The organism is Pantoea sp. GM_Pan_4 (assembly GCF_026541005.1).
In the GTDB taxonomy this organism is placed as follows: Bacteria; Pseudomonadota; Gammaproteobacteria; order Enterobacterales; family Enterobacteriaceae; genus Pantoea; species Pantoea dispersa.
This window is the reverse complement of sequence record NZ_JALNUZ010000008.1, coordinates 57,755-71,606: the sequence shown is the minus strand read 5'-3', so window position 1 is coordinate 71,606 and position 13,852 is coordinate 57,755. Positions and strand designations below refer to the sequence as shown.

The 13,852-nt window shown below is 57.8% G+C and carries 15 protein-coding genes; 11 read left to right on the top strand and 4 right to left on the bottom strand.

Annotated elements, in window-relative coordinates; all coding sequences use genetic code 11:
* The first annotated feature begins 22 nt into the window (after window positions 1-22).
* From rfaD to rfaC, 3 genes are read left to right on the top strand one after another with little or no spacing between them, the layout of a single operon-like run.
* Window positions 23-955, top strand: a complete 933-nt coding sequence (gene rfaD / locus OXR61_RS16365; RefSeq protein WP_021507062.1) for an ADP-glyceromanno-heptose 6-epimerase — start codon at window positions 23-25, stop codon at window positions 953-955.
* A gap of 17 nt (window positions 956-972) precedes the next feature.
* Window positions 973-2,016 (top strand): ADP-heptose--LPS heptosyltransferase RfaF, encoded by a 1,044-nt coding sequence (gene rfaF / locus OXR61_RS16360; protein WP_021507063.1) that lies wholly within the window; start codon window positions 973-975, stop codon window positions 2,014-2,016.
* 2 nt (window positions 2,017-2,018) lie between these two features.
* On the top strand, window positions 2,019-2,990 hold the full coding sequence (gene rfaC, locus OXR61_RS16355) for a lipopolysaccharide heptosyltransferase RfaC (RefSeq protein WP_021507064.1): 972 nt from the start codon (window positions 2,019-2,021) through the stop codon (window positions 2,988-2,990).
* Window positions 2,991-3,004: 14 nt separating this feature from the next.
* Here the strand turns inward: rfaC and OXR61_RS16350 are convergent, their stop codons facing one another.
* Entirely contained in the window at window positions 3,005-3,970 is a 966-nt protein-coding gene (locus OXR61_RS16350) for a polysaccharide deacetylase family protein (RefSeq protein ID WP_021507065.1), read from the bottom strand.
* A 314-nt stretch (window positions 3,971-4,284) separates the two neighbouring features.
* Here OXR61_RS16350 and OXR61_RS16345 point away from each other — a divergent pair, with 314 nt between their 5' ends.
* The 8 genes from OXR61_RS16345 to coaD all read left to right on the top strand — a co-directional run bounded on the left by OXR61_RS16345 (window position 4,285) and on the right by coaD (window position 12,454).
* Window positions 4,285-5,409 (top strand): glycosyltransferase, encoded by a 1,125-nt coding sequence (locus OXR61_RS16345; protein WP_021507066.1) that lies wholly within the window; start codon window positions 4,285-4,287, stop codon window positions 5,407-5,409.
* 43 nt (window positions 5,410-5,452) lie between these two features.
* Complete coding sequence (locus OXR61_RS16340) at window positions 5,453-6,574, top strand: glycosyltransferase family 9 protein (RefSeq protein WP_031279629.1); 1,122 nt, start codon at window positions 5,453-5,455, stop codon at window positions 6,572-6,574.
* Complete coding sequence (locus OXR61_RS16335; protein WP_021507068.1) at window positions 6,555-7,556, top strand: glycosyltransferase; 1,002 nt, start codon at window positions 6,555-6,557, stop codon at window positions 7,554-7,556. Before OXR61_RS16340 ends, OXR61_RS16335 begins: the two co-directional genes overlap by 20 nt.
* 73 nt (window positions 7,557-7,629) lie before the next feature.
* Window positions 7,630-8,706 (top strand): putative lipopolysaccharide heptosyltransferase III, encoded by a 1,077-nt coding sequence (gene rfaQ, locus OXR61_RS16330; RefSeq protein WP_021507069.1) that lies wholly within the window; start codon window positions 7,630-7,632, stop codon window positions 8,704-8,706.
* Window positions 8,699-9,832 (top strand): glycosyltransferase family 4 protein, encoded by a 1,134-nt coding sequence (locus OXR61_RS16325; protein ID WP_021507070.1) that lies wholly within the window; start codon window positions 8,699-8,701, stop codon window positions 9,830-9,832. The genes rfaQ and OXR61_RS16325 overlap by 8 nt, the downstream gene beginning before the upstream one ends.
* A gap of 85 nt (window positions 9,833-9,917) precedes the next feature.
* Entirely contained in the window at window positions 9,918-11,192 is a 1,275-nt protein-coding gene (waaA, locus tag OXR61_RS16320; protein ID WP_021507071.1) for a lipid IV(A) 3-deoxy-D-manno-octulosonic acid transferase, read from the top strand.
* A gap of 3 nt (window positions 11,193-11,195) precedes the next feature.
* Window positions 11,196-11,972, top strand: a complete 777-nt coding sequence (locus OXR61_RS16315) for a glycosyltransferase family 2 protein (protein ID WP_010616498.1) — start codon at window positions 11,196-11,198, stop codon at window positions 11,970-11,972.
* Window positions 11,969-12,454 carry a pantetheine-phosphate adenylyltransferase gene (gene coaD, locus OXR61_RS16310; protein WP_021507073.1) on the top strand — a complete coding sequence of 162 codons (486 nt, stop codon included), beginning with the start codon at window positions 11,969-11,971 and terminating at the stop codon, window positions 12,452-12,454. Before OXR61_RS16315 ends, coaD begins: the two co-directional genes overlap by 4 nt.
* Here coaD and mutM read toward each other — a convergent pair whose 3' ends face one another.
* From mutM to rpmB, 3 genes are all read right to left on the bottom strand, one after another.
* Window positions 12,455-13,264 (bottom strand): bifunctional DNA-formamidopyrimidine glycosylase/DNA-(apurinic or apyrimidinic site) lyase, encoded by an 810-nt coding sequence (gene mutM / locus OXR61_RS16305; RefSeq protein ID WP_021507074.1) that lies wholly within the window; start codon window positions 13,262-13,264, stop codon window positions 12,455-12,457. It lies immediately after the preceding gene.
* A gap of 70 nt (window positions 13,265-13,334) precedes the next feature.
* Complete coding sequence (gene rpmG / locus OXR61_RS16300) at window positions 13,335-13,502, bottom strand: 50S ribosomal protein L33 (protein WP_001051798.1); 168 nt, start codon at window positions 13,500-13,502, stop codon at window positions 13,335-13,337.
* Between the two features lie 11 nt (window positions 13,503-13,513).
* A complete protein-coding gene (rpmB, locus tag OXR61_RS16295; protein ID WP_010616494.1) occupies window positions 13,514-13,750 on the bottom strand; it encodes a 50S ribosomal protein L28 in 237 nt (78 codons plus the stop codon).
* Window positions 13,751-13,852: the final 102 nt, after the last annotated feature.

The following is a 13,852-nucleotide window of genomic DNA, read 5'->3' as shown; positions in this document are numbered from 1 at the left end:
CAACTGTTTAAAGGCAAAGCATATGATTATCGTAACCGGCGGCGCGGGCATGATTGGCAGCAACATTGTGAAAGCGCTCAACGATCGCGGTCATACCGATATCCTGGTGGTGGATAATCTGAAAGATGGCACCAAATTCGTGAATCTCGCGGATCTGGACATCGCGGATTACATGGATAAAGAGGAGTTCCTCACCTACATCATGTCGGGTGAAGATCTGGGTCCGATTGAAGCGGTGTTCCATGAAGGTGCCTGTTCAGCCACCACCGAGTGGGACGGTAAGTACATGATGGATAACAACTATCAGTACTCAAAAGATCTGCTGCACTTCTGCCTCGAACGTGAAATCCCGTTCCTGTATGCCTCATCGGCCGCCACCTATGGCGGGCGTAACGAGAACTTCATTGAAGAGCGCCAGTACGAGCAGCCGCTCAACGTGTACGGCTACTCAAAAATGCTGTTCGACCACTATGTCCGCCAGATTCTGCCGGAAGCAGATTCGCCAGTGTGCGGCTTCCGCTATTTCAACGTGTACGGGCCGCGTGAAGGCCATAAAGGCAGCATGGCGAGCGTCGCGTTCCACCTCAATACGCAAATCAGCAACGGTGAAAATCCTAAGCTGTTCGAGGGCAGCGACAGCTTCCGTCGTGACTTCATCCACGTTGATGATGTAGTGGCAGTCAATCTGTGGTGCTGGGAAAACGGCGTTTCCGGCATCTATAACTGTGGTACCGGCCGCGCCGAATCTTTCCAGGAAGTGGCGGATGCGGTGCTGAAGTTCCACCAGCAAGGCCAGATCGAATACATCCCGTTCCCGGACAAACTGAAAGGGCGCTACCAGGCCTTTACGCAGGCGGATCTCAGCAAACTGCGCGCCGCGGGCTATGACAAACCGTTTAAAACCGTTGCGCAGGGCGTGGGCGAATACATGGCCTGGCTGAACCGTCACGCATAAGGAAACCGGCACCGGCGATGAAAATTCTGGTTATTGGCCCCTCCTGGGTCGGCGATATGATGATGTCGCAAAGTCTCTATCGCACGCTGAAACAGGCGCACCCTGAGGCGGTAATTGATGTGATGGCGCCGGCCTGGTGCCGGCCGCTGCTGTCACGCATGCCGGAAGTGAATCAGGCGCTGGCGATGCCGCTTGGCCACGGTGCGCTGGCGCTGGGTGAGCGCCGTCGGCTGGGCAAAGCGCTGCGGGCCAGCGGTTACGATCGCGCCTATGTGCTGCCAAACTCGTTTAAATCGGCGCTGGTGCCGTTTTTTGCCGGCATCAAACGCCGCATCGGCTGGCGCGGCGAAATGCGCTATGGCGTGCTGAATGACGTGCGGGTGCTGGACAAAGCCGCGTTTCCCTTAATGGTGGAGCGCTATGTGGCGCTGGGCTATGACCAGCCGGTTACGGCGGCAGCACAGTTGCCGCAGCCGCTGTTGTGGCCGCAGCTGCGCGTCGACGACGATGAAAAACGCATGACCGCGGCGCAGTTTGCGCTGTCGGCCGATCGCCCGGCCATCGGCTTCTGCCCCGGTGCCGAATTTGGTCCCGCGAAGCGCTGGCCGCACTATCACTACGCCGCGCTGGCGGCACAGCTGATTGCTGAAGGCTATCAGGTACTGCTGTTCGGCTCGGCTAAAGATCGGGAAACCGGCGAGGCGATCCTGCAGGCGCTGCCGGACACGGCACGCGCGCACTGCCGCAATCTGGCGGGCGAAACGCAGCTGGAGCAGGCGGTGATTCTGATCGCCCACTGTGCTGCGGTCGTCAGCAATGATTCCGGACTGATGCACATTGCCGCCGCGCTCAACCGGCCGCTGGTGGCGCTGTATGGCCCGAGCAGCCCGGACTTCACGCCGCCGCTGTCCCATCAGGCGCGCATCATTCGCCTGATTACCGGCTACCACAAAGTGCGCAAAGGCGATGCCGCAGAAGGCTATCACCAGAGCCTGATTGATATTCAACCGGCACGCGTGCATCAGGAACTCAACGAGTTACTGCATCCGGTGCAGGAGTAACCATGCACGTTTTGATTGTTAAAACCTCGTCGATGGGTGATGTACTGCACACGTTGCCGGCGCTGACCGACGCGATGCAGGCGATTCCCGGCATTCGCTTCGACTGGGTGGTGGAAGAGAATTTTGCGCAAATTCCTGGCTGGCATCCGGCCGTCGATAAAGTCCTGCCGGTGGCGATTCGTCGCTGGCGCAAACACTGGTTTGGCAGCCAGCAGCGCGAAGAGCGCGTGCAATTCAAACGCGAGCTGCAGTCACGTCAGTACGACGTGGTGATTGATGCCCAGGGGCTGATTAAAAGCGCCGCGCTGGTGACGCGCCTGGCTAAAGGCATCAAACATGGCCAGGACAGCCGCAGCGCACGTGAACCGTTCGCCAGCTGGTGGTATGACAAGCGTCATGAGATTGGTAAGCAGCAGCACGCCGTGGAACGTACGCGCGAACTGTTCGCGAAAAGTCTGGGCTATGAAAAACCGGCCACGCAGGGCGACTATGCCATTGCCGGTCATTTTCTCGCGGCACAACCGCAGGATGGCCAACCGTACCTGGTGTTTCTGCACGCCACAACGCGCGACAACAAACACTGGCCGGAAGATCACTGGCGCCAGCTCATCGCGCGGGTTCAGCCCACTGGCCTGCGCGTCAGGCTGCCGTGGGGCGCCGAACACGAGCACCAGCGCGCGCAGCGGCTGGCAGCAGGGTTTGATCATGCAGAGGTGTTGCCGAAGCTGACGCTGGAGCAGGTGGCGCAGCAGCTGGCGGGCGCCCGTGCGGTGGTCTCAGTAGATACCGGTTTGAGCCATCTGACCGCCGCGCTGGATCGCCCCAACATCACCCTGTTCGGCCCGACTGACCCGGGTCTGATTGGTGGCTACGGCAGGAATCAGCATGCGTTACGGCCCGCGCAGGGCAGCAGCAGCATGGCAGACATTCAGCCTGACGACGTGATGGCCATGCTGGCTGAGATCGCGCTGTAACGCGATTGGGCGGCTTAGCGCTGCTGTTGCTTCAGCCGGGCAAACTCCGTGAGCGTCATGCCCTGCGTCCGGGTCGCCAGCCAGCTGAACAGGCCTTCCAGATCGTCATACAGGCGTTCAATATCAGCCTCCGTTTTAAACGTGGGGCTGCCATCTGGCATAAACTCGGATGAATGCAGCATGAACTCCACATAGTCGTTGCCCTGTGCGAGCGTCTGTTCTGCCACCTGTTTCATCTGGGCCAGATTCCCCCCCACCGGACGCAGCCAGTTCACTGACGGTCCGCGCTGCCTGCCGCGGATGCCATTCCACATTTTTTTAAGCTGATTGGTCAGCGTGCCATAGCGATACTGAATGCTCATCGGCAGTTCCAGCAGCGGGCTGTCGCCCGGCCTGGAAATATCCTGTTCATCAAGGAAATAAGCGCGATCGGGGAAATGGCTGTAATCCGTTCCGCCCTGTCCCTGCGGTGCACCCTGCGCATTACGCCAGCTCACGCGCGGCGTAACCGAGCAGTCAACCAGATAGCCCTGATCGATCAGGGCGCGGGCGTACACTTCATTAAATGCCCAGCGGCCGGCGCGGTGGCTGGTCATTTTACGCTGAAAAGCGTTCTCCAGCAGATCGGTCATAAAGGCGACTTTATCGCGCAGGACGTTTTCCGGATATTCGATCAGATAAGGTTGGTAACGCCACTCATCGTCGGTCAGCGCATATTCAGGTGGACTGTACCAGGCATGTAAATGCATACCGATTTCGCCCTGACCGCGCGCCAGCAGATCGCGCCCGAACTCGACATAAGCCGGGTCACTGGCCATCTCATAGTTGGTCAGCCAGGTCGGTTTAAAAGCGTATTTCTCACACAGCGCCTGGAAGCGCGGTAAAAACCGGACGTTATGGGTAGTGACCTTGCCGCTGCGATTGCGCCACAGGTTATCCCCTTCGGTATCAAGGGTAATTAAAAAGGCAGGTTTTTCCATAACTTATCCGGTGAATTACAGTGTTATAATCGCTATGGTACGCAACGCTCCTGACGGGCGCAAACTTTTCCCATGCGGGTTCGAGGGGAAGTCGATAGCGGTATAAGATTAGTTAAACTAGAATAATTTAAACTCTTCACTGGCCTGAATTTTATCAATTAACCGAGCGCACGTTCGTGTAAAATTACCTGGCCATAAAAATAATTAATTGAATTTTCTTATATTAAGTCCTGATAGCACCGGGAATGATAGCAGCTAAGTCTTTACAGCAGACTGGCATGTAGGGGTAAAAAATTTTGTCGAAACGCATTTTAATGGTGATTGATGGCCTGCCGGGCGGCGGCGCCGAAAAAGTCGTACTGACTCTGGCGGGGGGCTTCCTCAGTCAGGGACACCAGGTTTCGATCTTCTCATTGCGGAAGGTATGTGATTACCCTATTCCGGCTGGCGTGGATTACCAGGTGATTCTTGATCGCTGTAACCACCCGTGGCGCAAGCTGACAGAAACATGGCGCCGCGCGCGCCTGCTGGATCGTGCGGTGCGCGACAGTGAAGCGCGGCACGGCAAATTTGATCTGATCCTCTCTCATCTGCATAAAACTGACCGCATTGTCAGGCAAACGCCGGCGCTCGATGGAGACAGGACCTGGTTCTGTCTGCACGGCGTGTTTTCTGCTTCGTATCTGGCACGTAAAACCGGCTTCTCGCTGTGGCTGAAGCGGCTGAAAATCCGTCACGTTTATCAGGATCGCCAAATCGTTGGGGTTTCGCAGTACGTCATCGACGATATGGTGCAAAACATTGGCGTACAGCCCCGCCAGGCCAAAGTGATCGCCAATCCTTTCGATTTTGACAGCCTCGCCCGACTGGCGGCAGAACCCTGCCCGTTGGCCGGCACCGATTTCCTGGTGCACGTGGGACGCTTCCATGAAACCAAACGCCATGACCGCCTGCTCGAAGCTTATGCCCTGAGTGGCATCACCGCGCCGCTGGTTTTGCTGGGACAGGGAAGCGAAAAAATAACGCAAAAATTGCGTGAGCAGGCGCAGAATTCAGGCATTGCAGAGCGCGTGCGCTTCGAAGGTTTTCAGCGCAATCCTTATCCCTGGATACGGCACGCGCGCCTGCTGGTGGTCAGCTCCGACAGTGAAGGTTTTGGTAATGTGCTGGTCGAAGCCCTGAGCTGCGGCACCGCGGTGGTCAGTACGCGCTGTCCGGGCGGTCCTGTTTCGATCCTCACCGGCGAACTGTCACGCGGTCTGGCAGAGATGAATGCAACATCGCTGGCAGAAAAAATGCGAGAAATTTATACAACTCCCCCCAGGTTGCAACATCTGGACTTAAGCATTTATAGTTTGAGCGTTGTTTGCCAGCAATACCTGCAGCTTATTCAGGTGGCGGAGACGTCATTTTCAACCACGCAGCACGTTTCAGGTTAACAGGTCCCCCATGACGGTGTGACCGAATCATGGGGATGACTACTTGACGTACGTACTACTGTTTATTCTTTTTTCACCGGTCAAATGGGTGATGAAGTTTGTTCATGGCCGCACCGGTAAAAATCTGGTGATACAGACCGCTAAAATTGGCGACTATATTAATATCACGCCGTTATTATCCCACCTGGGAAAAAGCGATGCCCTGCTGAGCTATAGTGTCGCCCCGCTGGCTGAACGTGACGCCACGCTGGAGCACATCTGGTATATCGAAGATCATCGCTCCGGTTTGATGAAAAAAATTAAACTGGTGTGGCAGCTGCTCAATCGCTACGACAATATTTATTTGCTGCATCCCACCAATCTCAATTTATTTATTGCCGCCTGCTGCAATGCCAGCAACAAACAATTTCTTTCCAGCTATCGGCGCAAAGGCTATCAGGGCCTGTTTTATTTAACGGCCAGCGGCGTGGTTTATCACGAGAAAAATACCTTAACGCTGGAAAATTACCTGAAACTGGCCGATCGCTCTTTTACCAAAGAGAGTTATCCCAAACATGCCACCCTGCCACTGTGGCAACCGGAAACCCTGCCAGCGGAAATTAGGCAGGCGCCGGGCATCCGCATTGGTATTAGCGTAACGGCAGGGAATCAGGCCAAAACCATTCCGCCGTTAATCTGGTGTCGGCTTTTCGACCACCTGAACGATCTCCCCTGCACTTTTTTTGCTTTCGGCGCACCGAATGAACAATCACGCGTTCAGGAGTTGTTTAAAGTTGCCGGTCAGCGAAACAATCTGGTGAGTCTGGTAGGTAAAATCCCGCTCGAGGCGCTGCCTGCCGCCATTAACGAGATGGATTTCTATATCGCCTCGGATTCCGGCAATGTGTATATTGCCGACGCGCAACAGGTACCGGTGATTTTAATTTATGGTCCCTGCTGCGTAGAGGAGCAAAGGCCGCTGGGTGACGTGCTCTTAATTGGCCCGAACCACATCGCGCCCTCTTCGTTTGTGTTCGCTGCGCAATACAAATTTGCCCATCCGGTTGAACAGCTGTTCGAGCTGGATGAACGCAAGCTAAATGATATCCATGATTTTATCCGCACCCGGCAGCAGCAGCGCCTGGCGCGACGGAACAACGAAGAACATGACAGCGCAGCCCGATAGCTCATCCCCGCTACTCAGTCTCATTATCCCGATGTTTAACGCTGGTGCTGACTTTACCGGCTGTATCAATGCATTGCTGGCGCAAACCCTGACGTCGCTGGAGATCATCATTGTTGACGATGGCTCCACCGACGGCTCTGGCGAGCGCGCCGACGCGCTGGCGCAGCAGTACCCACATATCCAGGTGATTCATCAGCCGAACGGTGGCGTGTCGCGTGCGCGCAATGCCGGGCTGGCCGTGGCGCGGGGTAAATACGTCAGCTTTCCTGACGCTGACGACACCATGGACCCGGCGATGTACCAGACGCTGGTCGACATGGCGGAGCGCGATCGGCTGGACGCTGCGCAGTGCAACGCCGAGTGGTTTTTCAAGGCCAGCCAGACAATTAAGCCGATGATTCCGCGGGATCGCCTCACCAGCACTGGCGTGTTAAGCGGGCCGGAGTGGCTCGACAAGGCGCTGAAAACCCGGCGTTACCTGCACGTCGTGTGGCTCGGTATCTACCGCCGTGAGCTGATCGAACAGCTTAATCTGCAGTTTGAACCCGGTCTGCATCATCAGGACATCCCGTGGACCGCTGAGTTCATGCTCAATGTGCAGCGCGTGCGCTACACCGATCGGGTGCTGTATCGCTACTACATGCACGATGCGTCGATCAGCAACCGCAAGCGCACCGGCCAGCACAACGTCGACTATCAGCGTCACTACCTGAAAATCGCGCGCATGCTGGAAGAGATCAATACGCGCTATCGTCACAAGGTGAAGATTTACCCGAGCTTCCACGCGCAGATTACCCGCGAAGCGCTCAGCGTGTGCCACGCTATCCGGCGCGAACCGGACGCCGCAGCGCGCCAGGCAATGATCGCCGATCTGTTTAGCAGCCAGACGCACAAACGCATGCTGCGCAATGCGCGCGGCGCGCGTCAGTGGTATCAGCTGCTGCTGTGGCTGAGCCGCATTTATCGCTGGCGCAATAAATAAGCGCCCGCCGCGGCTTTAACCCCTCCAGGGTTTGCCCTACAATCAGCTCACTGAATTTTGAGATGATTTGAGTATGGCAAGCCCGATTCCAGCCCACTTTGCACCGCAAAATATTTTGCTGATAAAGCTGCGTCATCATGGCGATATGCTGCTGACCACGCCTGCCATCAATGCGCTGCGCCAGCGCTATCCGCAGGCCAACATTGATGTGCTGCTGTACAAAGAGACGCGCCCGATGCTGGAAGCGCATCCGGCGATCCGTCAGCTGCATATCATCGATCGCAACTGGAAAAAGGAAGGCGGCTGGCAGAAGTTTCGCCATGAGGTCGCGCTGGTGCGGGCGGTGCGCGCCTGCCATTACGATGTGGTGATTAATCTGGCCGACCAGTGGCGCAGCGCCATTATTACCGGCCTGTCCGGTGCGCCGGTGCGCATTGGCTTTGCGTACCGCAAGCGCGACAACGCGTTCTGGCGCTGGTGCCATAACCAGCTGGTTTCCACCGACCGTCACCATCAGCTGCATACCGTGGAACAAAACATGACGGCGCTGCAGCCGCTCGGCATTCCCACCGCCGGGGCGACAGCCTCCATGCATTTCAGCGCCGCCGACCAGCAAAAAGTGCAGGACGTCCTCGCTCAGCAGTCGATTACCGGCCCGTTTGTGGTGCTGCAGCCCACCTCGCGCTGGGTTTTTAAGTGCTGGGAAGATGAAAAGGTGGCGCAGCTGATTGATGCGCTGGCCGCTGATGGTCGCAGCGTGGTGCTGACCGCCGCGCCCGATCAGAAAGAGCTGGCGATGATCGCCCATATCCAGTCGCTGTGCCGCACGCCGAACGTGGTGTCGCTGGCAGGCCAGCTCTCGCTGCCGCAGCTGGCGGCGCTGATCGACGCCGCACAGCTGTTTATTGGCGTCGATTCCGCACCAATGCACATGGCCGCGGCGCTGCAGACGCCGTGCCTGGCGCTGTTCGGCCCGACCAAGCTGCAGCACTGGCGCCCGTGGGGCGACAATAACCGCGTTATCTGGGCGGGCGACTATGCGCCGCTGCCGTCACCGGATTCGATCAATACCAATACCGAGCAGCGCTATCTGTCTGCCATCCCGGTTGAGGATGTGCTTGCCGCCGCCAGGAGCCTTTTGCATGACTAAGTTACGGCTGGCGATTGTCCGGCAGAAATACCGGCCGGACGGCGGTGCCGAGCGCTTTATCTCACGCGCGCTGGAAGCGCTGGACAGCGAGCAGCTCGATCTCAACATCATTACCCGCAGCTGGCAGGGCACGCCGAACCCGGCCTGGCACCTGCACATCTGCAATCCGGCAAAATTCGGCCGCATTTCGCGTGAACGCGGCTTTGCCCGCGCGGCGCGCGCCTGCTGGGAGCGGGAAAAGTTCGATATCGTACAGAGCCACGAGCGCATCGCCGGCTGCGATATTTTCCGCGCCGGCGACGGCGTGCATCGCGTATGGCTGGAGCAGCGCGCGCGCATTGTTTCGCCGTGGCAGCGGCTGAGCGCCAGCCTGAGCCCGTACCATCGCTATGTGCTGCAGGCGGAAGCGGAGATGTTCAACGCGCCCTCGCTGAAAGCGGTGATCTGTAATTCGCACATGGTGAAGCAGGATATTTTGCGCCACTTCGCGCTGGATGCCAGCAAAATCCACGTGATTCACAACGCCATTGATAGCCAGCGTTTTCAGCCTGCCAGCGATACGCTGCGTCACGCCGCGCGTCAGCGACTCAACCTGCCGCAGGACGCCACGGTGATGATCTACGTCGGCTCCGGCTTCGAACGCAAAGGGCTAAAGGCCGCTATCGAAGCGGTCGCTAATAGCGATCGCTACCTGGTGGTGGTCGGCCAGGACAAACAGCTGGCGCGCTATCAGCAGCTGGCGAACCAGCTTAACTGTCTTGACCGCCTGCGCTTTGCGGGCGTGCAGCAGGACGTTCAGCCGTTTTATCACGCCGCCGATGCGCTGCTGTTGCCAACCCTGTACGATCCGTTCCCCAATGTGGTGCTGGAGGCGATGGCCTGCGGGCTGGCAATCATTACCAGCACCGGCTGCGGCGGCGCAGAATTTATCACCAACGGTGAACAGGGTTTTGTCTGCGATGCGTTGGATATCAAAGCGTTAAACGAAGCGGTAATCGCAACGCCCGCACTTTCGCTCAATCCGGCGCTGGGCGAAGCCGCACGTCGCAAAATTGAACCTTATGGTCCACAGAGACTGGCGCAGGCACTGACTTCGCTTTATCAGCACGTCCTGCAAACCCGTTGACGAAGTGGTATGAGCAGGCGGTCAGTTTCTGTTAACATGCCGCCTTTCCTGTGTTTTTTGACGCGAACTGGTCGTAACCTTAACTATGACGACTCTCTATACAGCCCTGCTTTATCTGATTCAGCCACTGATCTGGCTGCGCCTGTGGCTGCGCGGTCGAAAAGCACCGGCCTATCGCAAACGCTGGGCGGAGCGCTACGGCTACTGCAGCGGTAAAGTGGCGCCGCACGGCATTGTGCTGCACTCGGTTTCGGTCGGTGAAACGCTCGCCGCCGTACCGCTGGTGCGCGCGTTGCGTCATCGCTATCCGACGCTGCCCATTACCGTGACCACCATGACGCCCACCGGCTCCGAGCGCGCCCAGTCGGCGTTTGGCAAAGACGTGCACCACGTCTATCTGCCGTACGATTTGCCCGGTTCAATCAACCGTTTCCTCGATACCGTCGACCCGCGGCTGGTGATTATCATGGAAACCGAGCTGTGGCCGAACATTATTCGCATTCTGCATCAGCGCCAGATTCCGCTGGTGATTGCCAATGCGCGCCTGTCTGAACGCTCCGCCAGAGGTTATAAAAAGCTCGGCGGTTTCATGCGTGACCTGCTGCAGCGCATTACGCTGATTGCCGCGCAGAACGTTGAGGACGGCGATCGTTTCCTCAGCCTCGGCCTGAAGCGCTCGCACCTGGCCGTGACCGGCAGTCTGAAGTTTGATATCTCCGTTACGCCGGAGCTGGCGGCACGCGCGGTGACGCTGCGCCGCCAGTGGGCGTCGCGCCGGCCGGTGTGGATCGCCACCAGCACGCACGAAGGAGAAGAGGCCATCGTGCTCGACGCCCATCGTCGCCTGCTGCAACAGTTCCCGGATCTGCTGCTGATTCTGGTGCCGCGCCATCCGGAACGCTTTAAAGATGCCTGCAACCTGACGCAAAAACGCGGCTTCAGCTTTACCCTGCGCAGCAGCGGCGAGATCCCCTCCAGCGCCACGCAGGTGGTGATTGGCGATACCATGGGCGAACTGATGCTGCTGTACGGCATCGCCGATCTGGCCTTTGTTGGCGGCAGCCTGGTGGAGCGCGGCGGCCACAATCCGCTCGAGCCCGCTGCACATGCCATTCCGGTGCTGATGGGCCCGCACATCTGGAACTTCAAAGATATCTGCGCCCGTCTGCAACAGGCGGAAGGGCTGATTACCGTTACTGATGTGGTGTCGCTGGAAAAAGAAGTGGCGAACCTGCTGCAGGATGACGATTATCGCCGCTACTACGGCCGCCACGCGGTAGACGTGCTGCACCAGAATCAGGGCGCACTGCAGCGTCTGCTACAGTTACTCGAACCGCATCTGCCTCCACGAGCTCATTAACGCATGTCGCAACGCCAACGTCTCTCCGTGGTGATGATCGCCAAAAACGAAGCTGAACTCCTTCCGGAGGCGCTGGCTTCCGTCAGCTGGGCAGATGAAATCATTCTGCTGGATTCGGGCAGCAGCGATGCGACCATTGAGGTTGCACGCGCGCACGGTGCGCAGGTCTATCAGGCAGACGGCTGGGCCGGCTTTGGTAAGCAGCGTCAGCGCGCCCAGGCCTTTGCCAGCGGCGATATGATTCTGATGCTGGATGCCGATGAACGGGTTACGCCAGAGCTGCGCCGCGCCATTGAGCAGGTGCTGACACAGCCACCCAGCGATAAGGTTTACAGCCTCGGCCGCAGTAATCTGTTTCTCGGCCGCTTTATGCGCCACAGCGGCTGGTATCCCGACCGCGTGCTGCGCCTCTATCCGCGCCATCTGCGCTATAACGACAATCTGGTGCACGAATCGCTGGAGACGCAGGGCACGCCGGTGGTGGCGCTGCCGGGTGATTTGCAGCACCTGACCTGCCGCGACCTGATTGCCTTCCAGCGCAAGCAGATGAACTATGCCGAAGCCTGGGCGCAGGAGCGCTTTCAGCGCGGCAAGCGCTGCAGTATTCTCTCTGTTTTCAGCCACACCGCAGGCGCGTTTATTAAGACGCTGCTGCTGCGCGCCGGTTTTCTCGATGGTAAACAGGGCTGGATTCTGGCGGTGGTCAACGCACAATACACCTTTAATAAATACTCGGCGCTCTGGGCGCTGCATCACACCTCAACACAGGGCCGCGTATGAGCACTAAAGCGATTTATCCCGGCACGTTTGACCCGATGACGCTGGGCCATCTGGATATCGTCACGCGCGCAGCGCAGATGTTTGATCGCATCGTGCTGGCAATTGCCGCCAGCCCGAGTAAGAAGCCGCTGTTTAGCCTTGATGAACGTGTCGATCTGGCGCGCCAGGTTACGGCCCATCTGCCAAATGTTGAGGTGGTTGGCTTTAGCGATTTGATGGCGAATTTTGCCCAGGCGCAGAACGCGAACGTGCTGGTGCGCGGTCTGCGTGCGGTATCGGACTTTGAGTATGAGCTGCAGCTGGCGCACATGAACCGTCATCTGCTGCCCACGCTGGAGAGCGTGTTTCTGATGCCGTCCGAAGGCTTCTCATTTGTCTCGTCGTCGCTGGTCAAGGAAGTGGCGCGCCATCAGGGTGACGTGCAGGCATTTCTGCCTGCCGTGGTGCATCAGGCGCTGCTGGCGAAGCTGGCGCAGCCGTAATCAGTGCTGGCAGCGTGGACACCAGAAGGTGCTGCGCTGACCGTGTTTACCGCTGAGGATCGGCGTACCGCAGGCGCGACAAGGCTCGCCGGTGCGTCCATACACCTGCAGCTGCTGCGCAAAATAGCCTGGCTTACCGTCGGTCTGCAGGAAATCACGCAGCGTGGTGCCGCCCTGCTCAATCGAACGCAGCAGTACGGCTTTGATGGTGTTCGCCAGCAGCTCCGCTTCCGCTTCACTCAGGCTCATCGCCGGACGATCGGGTAAGATCCCGGCGGTAAACAGCGATTCGCTGGCATAGATGTTCCCCACGCCCACCACCACTTTGTTGTCCATCAGCCACTGCTTGATCACCGTGCGTTTGCCGCGCGACTTTTCATACAGATACCCGCCGCTGAAGGCATCGCTCAGCGGTTCCGGACCGAGGTGCGCCAGCACGCTGCTGCCTTCCGGATCGGTAGTCCACAGCCAGGCGCCAAAACGCCGCGGATCGGTATAGCGCAGCACTTTGCCATTGCTCATCACCAAATCGACGTGGTCATGCTTCGCAGCCGGCAGTTCGCCGGACAGGACGCGCAGGCTGCCGGACATGCCAAGATGAATGATGATCCAGCCGTGCGGCAGCTCCAGCAGCAAATACTTGGCGCGGCGCTGTACGCTGAGCACCAGCTGGTCGCTCAGCGCGTGGATTTCATGGGAAACCGGCCAGCGCAGACGCGGATTGCGCACAATGGCATGCAGAATGGTTTCTCCCACCAGGTGAGGTTCTATACCGCGTCGGCTGGTTTCTACCTCAGGTAATTCAGGCATCTCATCTCCTCAACGTAGCGCAGAAACAAAAAACCCGGCCGGAGCCGGGTTTTTCGCAAGAACACCAAAATTACTTAATTTTGGCTTCTTTGTAGATCACGTGCTGACGTACAACCGGATCGAACTTTTTCAGTTCCAGTTTCTCAGGTTTAGTACGTTTGTTCTTCGTGGTGGTATAGAAGTGACCTGTACCAGCAGAGGAAACCAGCTTGATCTTCTCACGAATACCTTTAGCCATGATTCAGTTCCTTAGTACTTCTCACCACGGGCGCGGATTTCGGCCAGAACCGTATCGATGCCCTTTTTATCAATAACACGCATACCTTTAGCAGATACACGCAGAGTAACGAAGCGCTTCTCGCTCTCAACCCAGAAACGGTGAGAGTGCAGGTTCGGCAGGAAACGGCGTTTCGTCGCGTTCATTGCGTGGGAACGGTTGTTACCGGTCACCGGACGCTTTCCAGTTACCTGGCAGACTCGTGACATTTCTATTCTCCAAAAATCAAATCAGCTCGAGCTTTAAAAACTAGGTTTTGGCCGCCTCGTCAGGCCTTAGCCCGCCCAGGCGAGTTCCATGTGAACCCGCTA